At 45.3% G+C, this 18197-nt stretch carries 14 protein-coding genes; 11 read left to right on the forward strand and 3 right to left on the reverse strand.

Annotation, left to right across the window (positions count from 1 at the left end):
- The first annotated feature begins 30 nt into the window (after window positions 1-30).
- Window positions 31-2967, forward strand: a complete 2937-nt coding sequence (locus ACNA05_RS05100; protein ID WP_415810324.1) for a heparinase II/III domain-containing protein — start codon at window positions 31-33, stop codon at window positions 2965-2967.
- Window positions 2968-3113: 146 nt separating this feature from the next.
- Here the strand turns inward: ACNA05_RS05100 and ACNA05_RS05105 are convergent, their stop codons facing one another.
- Window positions 3114-4259 (reverse strand): glycosyltransferase, encoded by a 1146-nt coding sequence (locus ACNA05_RS05105; RefSeq protein ID WP_415810325.1) that lies wholly within the window; start codon window positions 4257-4259, stop codon window positions 3114-3116.
- Window positions 4260-4525: 266 nt separating this feature from the next.
- Between ACNA05_RS05105 and wecB the strand changes: the two genes are divergently transcribed.
- The 7 genes from wecB to rfbF all read left to right on the forward strand — a co-directional run bounded on the left by wecB (window position 4526) and on the right by rfbF (window position 13639).
- Window positions 4526-5629 carry a non-hydrolyzing UDP-N-acetylglucosamine 2-epimerase gene (gene wecB / locus ACNA05_RS05110; RefSeq protein WP_415810326.1) on the forward strand — a complete coding sequence of 368 codons (1104 nt, stop codon included), beginning with the start codon at window positions 4526-4528 and terminating at the stop codon, window positions 5627-5629.
- Between the two features lie 18 nt (window positions 5630-5647).
- Window positions 5648-6922 (forward strand): nucleotide sugar dehydrogenase, encoded by a 1275-nt coding sequence (locus tag ACNA05_RS05115; protein ID WP_415810327.1) that lies wholly within the window; start codon window positions 5648-5650, stop codon window positions 6920-6922.
- A gap of 481 nt (window positions 6923-7403) precedes the next feature.
- On the forward strand, window positions 7404-8570 hold the full coding sequence (locus ACNA05_RS05120) for a glycosyltransferase family 4 protein (RefSeq protein WP_415810328.1): 1167 nt from the start codon (window positions 7404-7406) through the stop codon (window positions 8568-8570).
- A gap of 327 nt (window positions 8571-8897) precedes the next feature.
- Complete coding sequence (locus ACNA05_RS05125) at window positions 8898-9818, forward strand: sulfotransferase domain-containing protein (protein WP_415810329.1); 921 nt, start codon at window positions 8898-8900, stop codon at window positions 9816-9818.
- A gap of 235 nt (window positions 9819-10053) precedes the next feature.
- Window positions 10054-10632, forward strand: a complete 579-nt coding sequence (locus ACNA05_RS05130) for a hypothetical protein (RefSeq protein WP_415810330.1) — start codon at window positions 10054-10056, stop codon at window positions 10630-10632.
- The gene (locus ACNA05_RS05135; RefSeq protein ID WP_415810331.1) at window positions 10629-12713 is read left to right on the forward strand and encodes a hypothetical protein; all 2085 of its coding nucleotides are present in this window, start codon (window positions 10629-10631) and stop codon (window positions 12711-12713) included. Before ACNA05_RS05130 ends, ACNA05_RS05135 begins: the two co-directional genes overlap by 4 nt.
- 167 nt (window positions 12714-12880) lie before the next feature.
- A complete protein-coding gene (gene rfbF / locus ACNA05_RS05140; protein WP_415810332.1) occupies window positions 12881-13639 on the forward strand; it encodes a glucose-1-phosphate cytidylyltransferase in 759 nt (252 codons plus the stop codon).
- 96 nt (window positions 13640-13735) lie between these two features.
- Here the strand turns inward: rfbF and ACNA05_RS05145 are convergent, their stop codons facing one another.
- Window positions 13736-14650, reverse strand: coding sequence for an NAD-dependent epimerase/dehydratase family protein (locus tag ACNA05_RS05145; RefSeq protein WP_415810333.1), 915 nt, complete (start codon window positions 14648-14650; stop codon window positions 13736-13738).
- A gap of 3 nt (window positions 14651-14653) precedes the next feature.
- The gene (gene rfbG, locus ACNA05_RS05150; protein ID WP_415810334.1) at window positions 14654-15742 is read right to left on the reverse strand and encodes a CDP-glucose 4,6-dehydratase; all 1089 of its coding nucleotides are present in this window, start codon (window positions 15740-15742) and stop codon (window positions 14654-14656) included.
- Between the two features lie 173 nt (window positions 15743-15915).
- Between rfbG and ACNA05_RS05155 the strand changes: the two genes are divergently transcribed.
- The 3 genes from ACNA05_RS05155 to ACNA05_RS05165 all read left to right on the forward strand — a co-directional run bounded on the left by ACNA05_RS05155 (window position 15916) and on the right by ACNA05_RS05165 (window position 18169).
- Window positions 15916-16971 carry a glycosyltransferase family 2 protein gene (locus ACNA05_RS05155; protein ID WP_415810335.1) on the forward strand — a complete coding sequence of 352 codons (1056 nt, stop codon included), beginning with the start codon at window positions 15916-15918 and terminating at the stop codon, window positions 16969-16971.
- 3 nt (window positions 16972-16974) lie between these two features.
- Window positions 16975-17694 carry a class I SAM-dependent methyltransferase gene (locus tag ACNA05_RS05160; protein WP_415810336.1) on the forward strand — a complete coding sequence of 240 codons (720 nt, stop codon included), beginning with the start codon at window positions 16975-16977 and terminating at the stop codon, window positions 17692-17694.
- A gap of 91 nt (window positions 17695-17785) precedes the next feature.
- Window positions 17786-18169: a GtrA family protein gene (locus ACNA05_RS05165; RefSeq protein WP_415810337.1), complete on the forward strand. Its 384-nt coding sequence runs from the start codon at window positions 17786-17788 to the stop codon at window positions 18167-18169.
- Window positions 18170-18197: the final 28 nt, after the last annotated feature.

Below are 18197 nucleotides of genomic sequence, written 5' to 3' on the forward strand. Positions count from 1 at the left end.
TAGTTACAGGTCTTGATAATTAACTTCGATATGAGTTTTGGTTTCATGGAGAAGTGCCAGTTAAAAACTGTGATTTCCGAGCTTGCTAAATATACTAATCCTAAAATTTCTTGGGAGTCTCCAGCAGACACTCTATCTAAGTTTACTCCAAAGACCCACTCTCTAGACTGGTCTGGGAACGAGACTTCAAACCGATCCAGCCATTACAAATTAAACACATGGCTTGACTTTACTCCCATCCTTCTCAACGCAAACTCAAATGATGAGTCAGAAGCCAGCGTTCAGGATCAACGCAAATTTGTAGCAAATTGGGTGGCTGATTGGGCCGAAAAATTTCCCTATGACGGAGTAGATCTGAGCGGAACTACAAGAGGAAATGATCTTGCCTGGTACGATATGGCTGCTGGTATACGGGCGGCAATCCTTGGGCATTTACTGACGATAAATCCAGATGGCGTTATGGGGGATGAAACGCAAAAGCTGTTGAAGCAGTCTGCGCGGGACCATTTGATTTTCCTGCGTGACCCTTCCCATTGGGCCTCCCATAGCAATCATGGAATGTACCAATCAATGGGGCTCCTTGCGCTCATCCGGCAATTACCGGAAATATCGGATAAGGTTGAAGAGGACCGATGCCTTGCTGTCAGCAGAATTCGAAACTATCTGTCGACGGCTTTGTCCGATGACGGAGTTCACCTTGAACATTCCCCAATTTACCACTCATTGGTCCTTCGCGCGCTAAAGTCCATTGTCGTTTTGCTCGATTCAGAGCGAGAGGATGAAAAAGCGCTTATGGATACGTTTTCACGCTTACAACCAGCTCAAGCGGCAATGTTTATGCCGAACGGAGTACTAGCTCCTTTTGGGGATAGTTATCTCATGGAAGCCTCTCGCCTTCGTCCTGAAGACGACTCTGTCTTGGAACAATATTCTCCAAAATTACAATTCCTCGTAACGAATGGGCAAAAGGGCGAGCGGTTTACAAGTGATTTGTATTATTCTCGTGGCGGCGGATTCGCTTCGTTCAAGTCAGATGAGGGGGGAGGGCGAAATTCTTTTTTAGCAGCAAGTGGCTGGTTCCATTCACTCGTTCACAAACAACTTGATGATCTATCGTTGATTTGGGCTGAGAATGATATGCTAATTCTAGCGGATCCAGGGCGATACGCCTATGAGGGTCAGACGCCGAATGAGTCAGATTTGCGTGCTCGAGGTTTCTATTACGATCACCCGAACCGGATTTACGTTGAATCAGCCCACGCTCATAATACAGTAGAAATTGATAATCGAACAGAGTCTCGACGAGAGTCTCCGGCTTACCAGTCAGCTTTTGCAGTGGTTGAAAAAACTGCTCATGATATCGTCATTTTAGACATGGATATTATTCGTGAGCCCTTGGTGCATCATCAGCGTTTATGCGTGTACATTCCTGGTGAGAAATTAGTGGTGATTGATGAGCTGGAGAGTATTGACGAGACGACTCATGATTTCACACAGTGGTGGCAGTTTTTTCCAGCATGGGAGGTCAGTGATGATACCGATGGTGCACAAGTATCGTTAGCATATAATGCAAACTGGAGAAGCGGTAGGGGCGAGAGTGAAGATTTGGCGAGCCCGGACATTGATTTAGCTAATATTGATGATGCTCAAAATGAGGCCTATCGCGCGCTTTTTTCTGACCCTGAGATTTCATTAAAAGGCGCTTTCGGGTGTGCGTTATCGGATGGAACTTCGCTGCCGATAGCTGTCAAATCCTATTATGGTGACGAGCAGGGCGATAAACTCATGGGGTGGACATCCTTATCGCCAGGTACGTTTGAGCCGGCTTCATCTGTTGGTGTCTCTTTGGAAGAGCCAGCAAAAGAAATGATAATGAGTGCCGTTTATGAAATTCACAAAGATAAAGATTCAGTAATTGGGCTTAACAATGTACAGGTGAAAGCTGGCCGTCGAAATTTGAAGTCTGTCACTTGGGATGGTGCGGGGGAAGTTCGGGGTATTCGTTATCGCCGAAATGACGATTCACTAGAAATTTACATTGGAACTCGGCCGAAAATCACTCTGAAGCGCGGGTTGCATTCACGAAATGAGGAGGCGCAGTCCTTGATGAAAGCGCGGGCCGCAATTGCTCGCGGCGCTCCGGCTAGAGAGGTCTATGACTACTTCGATAAAGCTGCCCGCACATCTTGGCCGAACGCGATAAAAGAAGCTGCGAAATATGCTGAAACTACTGGAGATGAAGATCGAAAACTTGATTTGTTAGAAAAGGCATACAGAGTTGGTGGAAGCGGGGAAATTCTACCCTATGCTCGTAGCCTTATTGACGCAGAAAGTTCAAGGCGTGACTTCGCTAAAGCGGAAGCGCTCCTGATAGAGGCCATGCAGAATAACGTTCGGGCCGCCCATTACCACTTAGGGGAGCTATACGAGAATTTGGATTTTGATGCAGCGAGCCAAGTTAAGGCTAAAGAAGCCTATTTGTCAGGGGCCCAGCAAAACCATTCTGGATCAATTGTGCGTTTGGCAGAGATTTTAGAAGAAAGTGGCGATTTTTCCGAAGCTTTAGAATGGTTTGAAAAAGCGGCGAAAAATCAAAGTAGAAAAGCGCAATTCAAATTGGCGCAACTTTACGCCGATAAAGAGATAATGCCTGAAAAGTTTAACCCTAAAGTCGCTTTGCAATATTATGTCATGGCTGCGGAGGGTGGAAGCAAGCTCGCAGGATATCATGGAGCTAAATTGGCGCTAAATAAGAAACAAGACATATACGACCTAAATTTAGGGAAACGTCTTCTGAAAATTGCGAGTGATCTGGGCAGTGGCGTGGCCGCTTATGATCTCGCAAGGTTGTTGCGGGATGAAAAGAACTTCGACCTAGATCAGATAAAGAGGTTGTTACTGAATGCTAAAGCTGCCGGCCTTACAAAGGCCCAAGCACTCTTAGATGAAATTGTTGACGCGGATTGATATGCCAAGCTTGAAATAGTACTTAGACAGGCTGAAGGCATATTATTCAGGTTGAGCCCCGCTCTTTACAATTTGAATAACGAAAATATGTCTTATTTCGTACGCAGCTGGAGGCTCACATTTCAGTTTACCGAAGAATTAAAAAATCAAAACAATTCGTTTAGAGTTTTCTGTAAGCTTTCTCGCATTTTTTTAACGCCAGCCTCCAAATCAGTATCGGGTCTCATCGCATTCGAATCGAGTAAATCCTTAAGTGTTGGAACAAGATTCAGTTTTTGCTGGATCTCCGGCTGACCTCCGATTCCGTAAATCGGTTTATTACAGGCCATATACTCATAATACTTTCCTGGAATAGCGCGGCTTTGAGGTGATAAAACCAATATCAACGCCGACATTGAGAGTTGTAAGCTTTGGGTTTCGGTAGGGGAGAGTAAGCCGTAAACTGTAATTTTATTGCTTAAGGGACTCGCTTTAACCGTTTCAATTTCCTCGGGTAGGAGGCGGCCTGCGACGTGAAGGTGGGATTGCGGACATAGGTCAACAAGACGGCTCAAAAATTCCAGTAAGTCCTCGATTTTACGATTGGGGTCAGATAGGTTGAAAGATCCGGTATGACCGACGTGAAATATCGAAGGGTCAAGAGCTTTGGGTGCTGCCTTTAGAACGGCATGAGGCTCAACAACGCGCGCGGGCTTCTGGGACAGCTGCTCAATTTCGGACGCTATTACAGAATTTACGCATATTGTGGCGTCCGCACATTTGAGCCAACGGATAGCAAGTTGGGTTTCAACCCATTTTCGAATGGGGTTTTTACGCGCTTCCACTAGGGGGTCTTCTAGCCAAAGGTCACGAAAATCAGCAACCCACTTCAATTTGTGCTGTTTCGCAAGTTTATATCCTACCTTATGGATCGATTCTGGCGGGCTGGAGGTAAAGACAACGTCAAAAGCGCTGAGGTCTAGTGTTTTTAGATGCTTGAGGACACGATGGGCCCATCGAATATCTGGATCGGGGAGAAAAGTGTGGCGACGAATAATGTCTCTAAAAATGGTCTTTTTTGAGAGAACCTTTCTGTTCACCTCTGCAGCAGGCTCGGCCTGCGGATGGAATATAGTGACTTGCGCGGGATCGTTTTCATGTATTTCTGGCGATATAATCGTGACCTTTGCGCCTAAAGAGCGTAGGCCTGCGACCAAATTCTCACTTCTTCGAGAGCCGCCTGTTTGAATAGGGGGGTGATGTCGTGAGATAAACAAGACATTTAATGGCAATGAGTGTTTTTGCTCTATCATAAGTTATGAGTGTTATAAGAATTTCTTGTGTAATCACAGTTTAAAAGCATTAGACTTTAGAGGCAGGGTTAGCCGCTGTGTCTATAGGTAGATGCTGGAATTACATTCCAATAATTACACTTGAGGTCTTATCTTTAGAGTTGTAGGGGCAGACGACCTATTTTGAACTATCCGGTATTATCATGCAGACTTTGGATCTAACTGGGTATGATGCGTATTTTTGGGAATTGCTTTTAATGACGCAAATTTTTACAGGGTAATCTAATATGTCAGATCATAAAGTTTTCATAGTTGCTGGGACTCGGCCAGAAGCCATCAAAATGGCCCCTGTTTATAAAGCAATGCTGAAATATGATGGATTGTCCCCTGTCTTGATATCTACCGGACAACACCGGGAAATGCTAAAGCAAGTCTTTGACTGGTTTGAAATCAAGCCTGACGAAGACTTGAAGGTGATGACGCCTAATCAGACGGTTAATCAGGTTTTATCGCGTAGTCTTGTTGGCCTTGATGAGCTTATTTCTAAGTATCAGCCTGACGCAGTTCTGGCTCAAGGAGACACGACGACTGTCTTGGCTGCAGCTCTGGCGGCATTTAATAATAAAGTTAGCTTTGGCCATGTGGAGGCTGGACTCCGTACGCATACTCTTGACCGGCCTTATCCTGAAGAAGGGTATCGCCAAATGGCGGCCCGTGTAGCGAAATGGCATTTTGCGCCGACCCAAAAGTCTGTCGAAGCGCTTGAGGCCGAAAATCTCTCGGGCGATATTTTTAAGGTCGGAAATACCGTGATTGATGCATTGTTAGAGACAGCGTCTCGTGATCACCCGCCCGTTGTGGATTCTAATGGGAAAGATTTGGTTCTAATTACGGGGCACAGGCGTGAGAACCACGACAAATTTAGAGCTGTATTTGAAGCATTTAAGCAATTGGCATCGGAGTATCCGGAAAAAGTTTTTGTATACCCTGTCCATCTCAATCCAAATGTTCGAAATTTAGCACATGAGGTGTTAGCCGGCGTCACCAACTTTAAGCTTATCGAGCCCGTAAGCTATCCAGAAATTGTATCCCTTATGAAGCAGGCGATTCTCATTTTGACCGATAGCGGTGGAATTCAGGAAGAAGCGCCCTCATTAAAGGTTCCGCTACTTGTTATGAGGGAAACTACAGAGCGCCAGGAAAGTGTAGATGCGGGGGCGGCTAAGCTCATCGGAACGGACCCTGACAAAATTTTTTCTGAAGCGAGGCGGTTGCTAGATTCAGAAGTTGAGCGAAAAAAGATGATTGTCGATCAAAATCCCTTTGGCGACGGCGCAAGTGCATTAAGGATTTGCAAAATCATTGATAATTCTCTTAACACGCCTTCTTAAAATTACGGAATTTGAATTATGAAAACGGTATCAGTCGTCGGATTGGGGTATGTAGGTTTGCCTACAGCAGCTTTGCTCGCTAGAGCCGGATTTAAAGTCCAAGGCATGGATAAAAATGAAAAGCTGGTTGAAGAGTTACAGCGCGGTGAGTGTCGGCTTGAAGAGTCTGACGTAAACGACCTTGTCAAGTCGGTATTGAAGGCCGGAACATTAACAGCAAGCTTGGATCCCGAACCTGCCGATGTTTTCGTGATATGTGTTCCAACGCCTGTTGGAAAGGACGACAAAGCAGACCTGAGCATGGTCAAATCGGCCATAAAGGCGACCGCACCATGTGTTAAGGCGGGTGATTTAGTTATACTCGAATCCACCAGCCCAATCGGCACAACCGAAAAAATCATCGGCGCTGCTCTGAAGGAAGTTGGACTCGACCCACAATCTGATGTTGATGTCTGCTATTGTCCTGAGCGTGTTTTTCCGGGAAATACTATTCGGGAAATACTCGATAATGACCGCATTATTGGGGGCCTGACTGTTAAGGCTGCGGAAAAGGCTCAGAAGTTTTATGCGGCATTCTGCAACGGTCAGCCGGTATTAACTACGGCCGCCACCGCTGAGTTTTCGAAACTGATGGAAAATACGTACCGAGACGTCAATATCGCACTGGCTAATGTTTTTGCACGGATTGCGGAAAATACTGATGTGAACGTCAAGGAGGTAATAGCGTTGGCGAATATGCACCCAAGGGTTAACGTTCACACTCCAGGGCCCGGTGTTGGCGGACATTGCATACCTGTAGATCCAAAGTTTCTTATTGAAGCTTTCCCGGAAGAAACAAAATTGCTTTCTCAGAGCCGTGAAATTAATGACACTCAAGCCTCTCGCTTGATTGATCGCGCTGAGAGTGCTGGCCTGAGTCGTGGTAGTAAAGTTGCGATCATGGGCGCGGCCTATCGGGGGGACATCGATGATGCCCGCGATACTCCGACTGAATTATTAATTGGCGAGCTGTCAAAACGAGGCTATACTTGGCAAACTCACGATCCGCATGTGACTTTATTTAAATTACATAATGAATGTGAGCCTTATTTAACATCAAATTTGCAGGCCTCTCTCGAAGGCGCCGAAGCTGTCTTTATTATGACGGCGCATTCCGAGTATAATGTCCTAACAGCCTCTGACTTCTCGGGAATGGGCGACACGGCTTTGATTGTAGACGGCCCAGTTATCATGTCTCGAGAAATGTTTGCGGAAGGTCGCTATACCTATCTTTCAACGGGACAGCGGGTATAAGGATTGCGGCTATTAGAGCCGCAGGTTCGGATTATTCGTTATTTTAAAGTTCGGACGATAAGAGTTGTATGAACGTCCACATACGAGTTGGGGGTTAAGACGACTACTTCAATCGGTCGTCATTGATGTCGCCCCACGTCCTTGGCGATGGGGTCGCTTGCCTGATTTTTTCCGCGTTTACTTGGACATTTTAGCTGCAAGGCGAAAAACGCTCTTGTCTTCATACATGTCTATTGGTCTGCCGAGGGAAAAGGAATGTGTTCCCGACGATATACCGCCGCTTCTTGCAAAACAAATACTGCGAGCTCTATCAAAGAATAATGCCAGAATGCTCGAAGGTTTATCAATTACAGATAACCAAAGGGCGGTCGTGAAAAGGGCTAGGGAACTATTGAGCCTCGCAAGCAGACCTCATGTTTGCGATTTTAAATATGTTCAAACCAAATCGTCCCCGACGAAAGGGCCGTTGAGGATATTATATGTGGCTCACACGAGTCTGATTGAACACAAAAATGGATATTCGGTTCGCACTCATGAGATTGTAAAATCACTCGCCCGTGCAGGCCATAATGTTCGTGTTGTCCTCAGGCCTACTCCTGAGCCGGGTTATGATGAAGAGTTGGATGGCGTCGAATATGGTCGTCACAATCTAGCAATAGACGTCTGTGGAAATTGGGAGAGCTATCAGAATCATTACTCAAAAATTATCGAGAAGGAAGCGTTTGATTTCAAGCCAGACCTAATTCATGCCGCCTCAAACCACATCACGGGGTATGCTGCGGCGAGAGCGGCAAATTCGCTAAACATACCTATTATTTATGAAGTCCGTGGTTTTTGGGAGGTCACAAGATTAGCGAATCATCCCAAATATGAGATGTCGGCTGGGTATGAGGCGCAGGTCAATCTGGAAAGCTATATAATTCGTTCCGTCGATCATGTATTAACCCTGAACGGCGCCATGGTTGATGAAGTTGTAAGGCGAGGGGCTTCACGCGAAAATGTCTCGCTCCTGCCTAATTGCGGCGACCCAAACCTATTTTCGACTGTAACGTCCTCAAAGCCTATCTCAGAAGGGCCAATCACCTTTGGATATGTCGGGAGCTTCGTTCAATATGAAGGGCTAACCCTTCTCATCAAAGCGTTTCTAGAGCTGTGTAAAAAAGGTGAGAATGTTCGTTTGTATCTTGCCGGGCATGGCTCAATAGAGCCGCTGCTCAGGCGCGCGGCCAAAGGGCCGCATGAGGGAATGGTTCATTTCCATGGGGCGTTTAGCCGTGAGGGCCTTGAGGCGATATATAATCAAATTGACGTCGTCGTGCTTCCGCGCAGGCCCAATCAAGTAACAAGGCTTGTAAGTGCATTAAAGCCCTTAGAGGCCTTTAGCGCCGGACTTCCAGCGATCTTCTCAGATGTTAGGCCGCTTGCAGAGCTTGCGGAGGACAGCCGAGGTGCGATTTGCTTCGAAGCCGGACAGATCAAAGACCTAACCGCAAAAATGCGGGAGCTTATAGATGACCCAGATCTTCGAAAACAACTTGGGAAAAATGCGAGGAACTTTATTGAGACCGATCGAAATTGGGACAGCCACATCAGCCGTCTCATTCAAACATATCATACGGTTCTGCGGATAAATGATCCCGCTGACTGAGAAACTCTTAGTGCTTTATAGCGTTGGAAGGGAGCTTGCCATTACATTTATAAATTGAATGAATATGAGCCGTTTCCAACCCTTGAAACGCGGAGTGAAAATCTTTCCTGCACTTTCATTTTTTTGACACATTGCGATGAAAAGGAGATTTCTGTCGCACAGTATTGAAAAATTCAAATTCGAATTTCAAATTTATGCTTTGACGAAAACTAGTAATTTTCATTCTCGCGACTAAAATACAATGTATTTTAAGGTCGGTGATTGTATTTGAAAAAAAAACAAGCCACTATCTAAAAAATGACATGAATTGCGTAGCTAAGGCGTTGTATGACTGAGAATGTGCCAGTTTGGGCCGAGTTGTTTGTGGAATACGCCAATAACCTCGACGAGTATTGGCCCAAGAGCCGATCAATCCAAATTACGAAATTTGAAAAATCTCTTGCCAAAATTCAAGCTGAATTCAAGGCGGGGTCGCGCGAAGAGGTTTTGCAGAAAATAATTTCTTTCGCGGAAACTCGCAAGACCAATCGTCCGGTGACAGTTTTTCTTATTAGCGCCGGAAGTTCCGGTTCGCACTGGCTGGAAGGTGTTTTGCAATCTGCTGCAGGTATGATTTCATGTGGCGAGGTTTACTTGCCCCCCAGTATGATGACTAAATTAAAAGCTTTAGGCGTGCTTGATCGGTCTCTGTTTTTAGACTGCATACATTTAACGCACGCAAGTTCGCTGCCTCAAGACAGTGAGAAAGCGGTTTTTATAAATTCCGCTCATCTATCAGGGTGGAGACTAGCGAGGTTTATGGGCCCCCCGAAGAAAACCATTTTTTTGAAACGTCATCCTGCCAAAATTGTGACATCACGATCTTTTAGAAAACCCGCATATAGAAAGCTTTATGGCAGTCAAATGTCACTGGAAGAGTTTGTCGATCACAATATCGATTTTGTGAACAAATTTTTTGAAGTCTCTCTGAAAAATAATCCGGATTCCACAGTCTCATTTGAGGAGATGCGTACTGACTTAATAGAAGTGCTCAACAAAATTCAGCAGGATTTAGGTGTGCAATTTTCCGAGCCAGATGTTTCAAAAACACTCGAGGAGTACGGGTATGTTGGTTCAAACGATAAGAAAGATAATGTGAAGACGAATGTATATAGCGGCCCGAAATTGGAGATACCTGAGAAGCTAAGTGACAAAATTGGAACGAAAATGAAGAGTTTATCCACGACCCTCGGGTATGAAACTTTATAGTCGTAATATTGGTAGATGATGCGTCCAAACGTGCGTTTCCAGTTAATCTACACGCTAAATCCGGAGATTATAGGAAACTAATTCTCCCAAAACATTTCTTGAGAGATGCTGGTGGCTATTCCGAGAACACTTTGTGGGGGATAAAACTTGCATAGTAGTCAACAATGTTTTCTAAGCTACGCCCAGGAAGTAGTCTGTTCCTGATGGTTTTCAAAATAAAAATCAGAAATGCAATATGAGAAATTTTTTACAATCATTACTTTTTGGAGCCATGGTCGCGCTAGGTGGGTGTAGTGATGCCAGACATGAAATAGCTCGTCCAGTGTCGCCCCAAAATAGCGAAGGGGAGATTAAGTTTTTGCCGCTTGATTATTTAGTTGAAAACTACCCCCACGCAATTGTTGAGAAACTTGATAGCTTTGCAGTTATTGACGATGGGCCTGGCTATAATACCCGCTATATAAAGGTGAATGAGGCGTCGGAAGGACAGACATTTCTATTCTGTTTCAAATATGAAAGTCTGACACCAACAGCCTCCGTAGGAATTCGATTTACCTTCGGGGATCAGAAAACTACGGTTGTAGCCGATCCCATAACCATGCAGGCCCAGCTCCGGGGGGACCGTGGCCTTAGTGGCGATGCATTCATGGCAAATGGAGCGCTATGCGGGGAGATTTCTTCCGATACTCCTCTTCTCCTTGAGGCGCTGACAGCTTATCCCGCTATTGGTCCTCAGGAAAGCTATCCGTTTTTCTCGGCAGACGCCGAAGGGGCAATTAACATATCAAAATACGTTATAGTTGTATTGCCATGAGCAACGATGTAATTTCAAATTCTGGAGAGTTTCACTCGGCTGATTTACCTTCCGACGGGTATGAAGGGATGCTTCCAAAGTGGATGTCTTTTGCTGTGTTAGTCACATTTTCGGTCTTGCTAACACTTGGCTATTTCACATTTCTTGACGGTTTCATAGCACATCCGAAGGCAATGGCGCTATCATTAATACCTTTTGCTCTGATATCTATCGTCGTTTTACGCAACGCTACGTTTACCCGGCAGGATAGCGCCGCGAAAAGCGTTTTCGGAAAGATAGTGTTGCTGGCACTTCCGATTGCAGCGCTCGCCTTCCTATATGTATGTTTGTTTTCTGGGGACTTGAAAAGTGACTTTGAAGCTTATTGGGATCTTGCGCGTCAATTCTCGCAAGGCTTAGAAGTAGACTGGGGCTCAGTTTACCATGCTAGAGCGAGGGCAATGCTTTCACCGGCGGTCTTTTTATTCGGACACCACGAGCTATCTTTCGAAGTTTTCAATGTATTATATATTTTTTCTTGCGCAGTGTCTGTTGGGTGGATCGCGTATAGATGCGCTGGGATCTATGCATCCAAAATTGCAATGTTCGCAACACTCTTATGTGCGGGGCCAATCGCCTGGGCCATAATACCAACACACGACCTGCCAGGGTCGGCTGTGTTCTTATTATGCATCGTATATATTGTCGAATTATGTCGGGTGGATGCCTCACGTCTATCTCAAACTTTTAATCGGAAATGGACCTTCCTTCTGTTCATAGCCAGCGCTATATTCCTCGGAATGGCGTTGGGGTGGATTCAATTTATTAAAGCCGCTACACCATTTTACGTGGTTGGAGGCATTCTTGCGCTCATCATCGGCGGAAGTTTTAGTGAGGTAGCCACCAAAGCACGACCATTCACATCTCAGTTTTTCAAAAATGTCCTTGCAAAAACAGGCTTTCTATTTCTTCCTGTCTTGATAGCCATGTGCGCGCAGAACATTGTTCCGGGTGCAGACAATTTCCATAAATTTGAGCGAGGAGCGGGCGGTCTTACCGAGTATTGGATTGCCGCGCACACCAATTCTTACGGCGATGGGTCATACTCGAATGATATCGGAAGATTTTTCAGGCCATATCGGTACGAATCAAGTGATGAAGCCATTCCTCTTGCCGTAGCGAATATGTCGGACGACCCGATGGGATCAGTAGTCCATAGATTCAGAAAAGCGGAAAGGCTTATGAATTTTGCAAGCCTTGGTTTTGGAGTGGGATCTCCCGAGCGTGCCTCGAGCGAAGCAACGCCAAAAGAGACGATAGATATAAAGCCAATATTTGCTTTTTTGGCGCACACATATTGGTTGCTTCTTCTAGCATCTACATTGATCATTATTTTTTCAAAGAAAAAATTGCGGTCGAGGGCGGCAATAGTCTTGACTCCTTCCTTAGTGGCTGCAGGCGCTCTGATAATGCTTGGTCAAGTTCAGGCTCGATATATGATGCCGTTATGGTTCGTCGGGATCATTCTCATTGGTTTAGCGGCGGCCTCGATTGCCGACTTCAAAACAATGACTAAGCCTGAAATGAGAACAATATTGAAACGGGGAGGCTTAAATATACTTCAAAGTCTAGCTGTACTCGTAGGAGTGGCGGTCATTGGTTTAATTGTCTTCGTTGCAGGAAGTAGGTTGATTTATCAACCTCAGGATGGCCGACCTGTTTACCTAGAAGGAAATGTTCGTTCCGTTCTCGGAGGGGAGGCGCCAAGTCCATACGCATTCAGAGGCACCACGCGTCCTTATTTTGAGGTAAATGGGACAGCTGTTTCTCTGCCCGATGCTCTCATTGGACAACCCTTAGAAGCTTGGACGCTCGTCCGCTTACCCAGAGGGACGGATGAAGAATGTTTTGCGAATGTTTCTGTAGCGGGGGGCGGGGATGCGACGGCACCGGTTAGATTAGAAAACGGAAAAGCCAGTAGGCTGCTGTTTATAGGCGCCAAACAAGTCGAGTTTGAATATGAGAAAACTTGCGGCGGCGTAAAAGACAACACTAGCTTATCATATGAAATTGCCTTCATTCGTGCAGTTTCGCCAAGTTGACTTACGAAACGGGGCGGGAATTTAAGGTTGGCGAGATTAAATCCAGCTGGCGACATTTTCAAAATTCCCCTCTACCTGTCGTGCAGTTTTTGATACAGAAAACCATTACTTGTTATCACTAAGTAATATAACCGAAACGCATAGACACAGAATACCATGGAGTTTTTATGAAAACCATTTTGCTTGCAGGCGGCTTTGGCACACGTCTCTCAGAGGAAACAAGTCTTCGGCCAAAGCCCATGGTGGAAATAGGTGGTCGTCCTATCCTAACTCATATTATGGGGATGTACTCTAAGTATGGCTTCAACGAGTTTTTAGTCGCGGGAGGATACAAAGCGGATTTTATAAAGAACTATTTTGCCAATTTGCCGATGCAGCTCAACGACTTTGAGATTGATCTGGGGTCAGGCGATGTCTCTATACTTGGAACCAATTCACCGGATTGGAAGGTTGCCGTCGTGGATACGGGCTTGCAGACTATGACGGGCGGACGTATTAAGCGTTTGAAACCTCACACCAACGGTACATTCATGTGTACATATGGGGACGGCGTGGCAGATATTGATATCAAAGCGCTCGTCGATTTTCACAAGTCTCATGGCAAACTGGCAACGATCACCGCAGTTCGCCCGCCCGCTCGCTTTGGCAGTTTGATCATGGACGGCGAAAAGGTAACAGAATTTGAAGAAAAAAATCCTCTCAAAGAAGGTTGGATTAATGGCGGATTCTTTGTCTTAGAGCCGGAAGTATTTAATTATATTGATGATGACAGCCAGCCATTCGAACGCGAGCCTCTCACCCGTATCGCCGAAGATGGACAGTTGATGGCCTATAAACATAGTGGGTTCTGGCAACCTATGGATACGCTGCGTGAGAAAAATATGTTAGATAAGATAGTCAATGAGGGTAAGGCTCCGTGGATGTAATCCAAGGTTTCTCCGCAACAGGGCCTCAATTAATTCACGATTGAAACCTTTGGGAAGAACCTAAATTACGTCAAGGGGCAAAACGTGAAAAGAGATCTAATGAAATTTTGACAAATAATCAGCTAGAGCTGTTTCAGTTGTCCATTCAGGGCGCCAGTCTAAGAAAGTATTAGCTTTTTCAATATTAGCGACCATGAACGAAACGTCTGTATCGCGCATGGGTAATGAACCAAAATTAAGCTGCTCGGGACGGTATTTTCCTAAACGGCAAAAAACTTTCGAGAATTCGCGAACAGAAATTCCCCTTCCGCTGCCAATATTATAAACTGTGAACCTGGCCCGCTCGGGTTGGGTTAGTGCGGCAAAAATTGCTGAAGTCACATCTGGTATATAAATAAAGTCACGAATCTGGGTGCCTTCGGACATGGGGACGGTTTCACCCGCAGAGAGCTTGCTTTGCAGAGACGGAAGCAAACGGTGGGGAGCTTCTCCTTCGCCAAACACTCCGAACAATCTCAGACAGGTAATTTCGGTTTCTTCAGACTCCGAGACTTTTCGGAGTTGCTGCGTGGCTTCGGCTTTACTCCCGCCATAACTGTTTGTGTTTCGGACAACTGTATCAGTCTCACGTGTCGCGATATCGGTGCCATTTGCTAGATATTCAGACATAGAGCCCAATTGCACAAATCGTTTGCTCTGAACGATATTCGCAGCTTTTGCGAGTTGGGTCGGTAAATCTATATTGACCAATTTCATTTGAGACGCATCACGATCGTTAGGTTTAACCCCGTAACCCGCTGCATTCAAAACGTAATCGCACGGTTCGTTTTTAAGCAGCGACGAAACTTCTTCAGGTTTACCTGTGACCATTTTCACTTCGACATGGCTGGGCAATTCAAAATCAGGAGCACTGCGCAGCGGTAAAACTATACGCGAAAATTCATGTGCGTAATCGTTTAGAAAATGCCGACCAATAAAGCCCGATCCACCTGTCATGAAAAGCTGAGACATACTTTATTTTATTCGAGCTTCCCGTTTTGCAGAGTAATCTTGAATCTGCTTGTAAGTTATATCTGCTACGTCTTCGGGATTGGCAAAATAGGCATCATACCAGTCTCCTGTCATTTGAATGCTTTCCCAGACTGTCAATCCTGGCACCCAACGTAGTTCACGCATAGATTTAGAAATATCCAATGTTAAATAGCGCGTTTCAGGTAAGCTTGGATCAGCGCCAAGTTCAATATTTAAATCAACTTCGGACCAATTCTCTTTCAACTTCTTAGCCAATTCATAAACGGTGACAATATCCATAGGGTTAGGTCCGAAGTTCCAAGCACCGATATAGTCCTTTTTACTTTCGCTCATAAGTTTCTCGCCCAAAGTCATGTAGCCGTGACAGAGTTCCAGTACATGTTGCCACGGACGGACTGCATCGGGGTTACGAATGGACAGGCTTCCTCCTGATCCTGCCGCACGGACAGCGTCAGGGATAATTCGGTCAACCGCCCAATCGCCCCCTCCGATGACATTGCCGCCACGAACAGTGGCCATTGACGGCCCCTCCTTATTGTCCAATTGGAACATGGTGTCTCGATACGCTCCTGCCACAATTTCAGAGGCCGCCTTTGAGGCGCTATATGGGTCTTTGCCGCCCAACGGGTCGGTTTCCCTGTAAGGCCAAGCCCAGTCGGCATTGTGATAGACTTTATCTGTTGTCACGCAAACTATTGCTGGAGGTGTCTCTAAATGGCGGCAAGCTTCCAATATATTTGCTGTCCCCATGACATTTGTAGAAAATGTCTCTAATGGTTCGGCGTAAGAGTGCCGAACCAGAGCTTGGGCCGCGAGGTGCATCACGCAATCAGGTTTAAACTCATGAATGAGCTTTTCCATGAGAGCATAATCTCTAATATCTGCGTAAAAACTTTCAGCGTAGGAATCAGGCCCCATAATTTGGTGGAGTGAGGGTTGGTTGCTGTCAGGCGCTAAGCTGATTCCCCGAACTTCTGCGCCAATTGAGGTTAGCCAAGCGGAGAGCCACGCGCCTTTAAATCCGCTATGGCCAGTAACCAGGATACGCTTCCCTTTATAAATTTCAAACATAGTCTTCGCCTGTGGGTTTAATAATCCGTTTTCCGTACATTTAAGGCAACAGTAGGCGCGGCGCTAGACAAAACCTGGCCTAGTTTTGTATCGCATATCGGGACTATACAGGCTGGAAAATAGCGTTTACGACGCGGGCGTGTAATCCTCAGGTAAAGTGGACGGGTATCTAAATGGCAAAAGCCGAAACGAAATCTATGAATAAGTCCGGGCCTAGGCGTCTCGTAACAATTTCCATCCCGACTTATAACGAGTCCGAAAATATTAAGCGGCTAATTTCCCGACTTCAAGAAACTGCAGACACACTGCCGCAATATGACTTTGAATTTCTTTTTACTGATAACGCGAGCGAAGATGACACTTTTGCAATACTGGCAGAAATGGCCAAATCAGAGCCGCGCATTCGAGCCTTGCGTCTTTCCCGAAATTTTGGATTCCAGCGCTCTATTTTAACGAACTTTCTGAATGCAAAAGGCGACTGCGCTATCCAAATCGATGCAGATTTACAGGATCCGCCCGAATTGTTTCCAGAGTTTTTAAAACGATGGGAAGAGGGGTATTCTGTTGTCTATGGTGTTAGAAAAAATCGAAAAGAGAGTAAGCTTGAGCAATCCTTCAGAAAGATTGGCTACCGAATCATCCGATATTTAAGCGAAATTTCTGTTCCGAACGATGCTGGGGATTTCCGCTTAATAGACCGAAAAATTATTGAGCAATTGCGAACAATTGAAGACCAAACGCCATATCTGCGAGGGTTGATTGCGAGTTTCGGTTATGCCCAAACGGGCATCCCATACGAGCGTGACAAACGAATGGCTGGGGAGAGTAAGTTTAAACCCATAGCGCTAATTCGGTTGGGCGTAGATGGAATCGCTAGTCAGTCAGTTCGACCCTTGCGCCTCCTTAGCTATGTTGGGGTAATATTTGGGTTGTTTTCAATTGCTTTGATTGCCTACTACTTGGTGCAATACCTTTTCATGGGCGGAGAGGGCGCGCGTGGTTTTACAACACTTGCTATATTGGTACTAATCTCGACAACTGTGAATGCAATAGGTTTAGGGATCATGGGAGAATATCTGGGGCGTGTATTTAACAACTCCCGGCGCTTGCCAATAGCTATTATTGATCAACGAATAGAGCCATTACCTGCTGGAGACGTAGCTCAAACGAAAACGATGGAAAGTGGTTCAACTTCTAAGGATTCGCCCAAATCGAAAAAGGGTCGTTAAGCTATGGCTACACATGAAAAAAAAACTAAAGATCGAAACAAAGAGATATTTGATTCGCGTAGTTCGCATTACGCTGAGGATATAAATGACTCAGTTGCATTTAGCGGACTGAAAGCGGATTTTTTTACCCGTGTTAAAGCAGAGTATTTCCGAGATCACCTGACCGAAAAATTTGGAGGCACAACAAAACTAAACGTGCTTGACCTTGGTTGTGGCATTGGAATTTTCGAAGGATTATTTGAAAATGACTTTGACGCGATCACGGGAATCGATGTGTCAGAACTGTCCATCGAAACGGCTAAGGCAAACCAAAAACATGCCTGTTTTCACCTTTATGAAGGCAGCCAAATACCCTTTGAGGACGATCACTTTGACGTCGTATTCACTATTTGTGTGATGCATCATGTTCCGCCTGAAAATTGGGAGAAGTTCGTAGCTGAAGCACATCGAGTGCTCAAACCTGGCGGTGTGTTCGCGGTATTTGAACATAACCCATACAACCCTCTTACGCTAAAAGTCGTGAATGATTGCATATTGGACGAGGACGCGGTTTTGCTGAAACCGAAAAAGCTCAATCAAGTAATAAAAACAGCGTTTTCAAAGCCTACGAGAACAGAATTTATTATCGCGATCCCGCCGTTAAACAAATTCTTTAAGTTCTTTGACCGGCTTTTGAAGAGACTTCCGTTCGGTGCACAATATGCCGTTTATGTCGAAAAATAGTGAATAAAACTCTTCGGGTATGGCTAGCATCACCAAGCAGGCCCCGTTTATGGATATGAGCCGGGTTTAACAGTCTTTAAGGTTTTAATACGTGCTTAGTTCTGATTATCGGGAAAAAATTGTCTTTGTTATGGTCGGAGGCATGGCGGCACTTGCTTATTATGCTGTGTATTTGGGCCTAAAGTATGTGGGTCTTGCTACTGCTATCTCTCTATTTTTTGCACATTTAACGGGAATGGTTGTCTCATATAGCGGTCACGCGCTTTTCACATTTAAGAAGCAGCTTGCAAATCTGGGACAAGTTATTCGTTATGTCGTCGCCAATTTATTTGGTGCGCTCGTAATTGCTATTATTGGTCATTTCGTCTGGAAAGTCATTCCCAATGAGATTGTTATCTTGGTCATAGCAACTGTTGTTGCGACACTACTCAATTACGTATTGTTTAAATATTTTGTTTATATCGACGAAACGTAAGTTCAGCCAAGGCGCTTAGGTCAGGCAT

It is taken from the genome of Litorimonas haliclonae (assembly GCF_965138505.1).
Classification (GTDB): domain Bacteria; phylum Pseudomonadota; class Alphaproteobacteria; order Caulobacterales; family Maricaulaceae; genus Litorimonas; species Litorimonas haliclonae.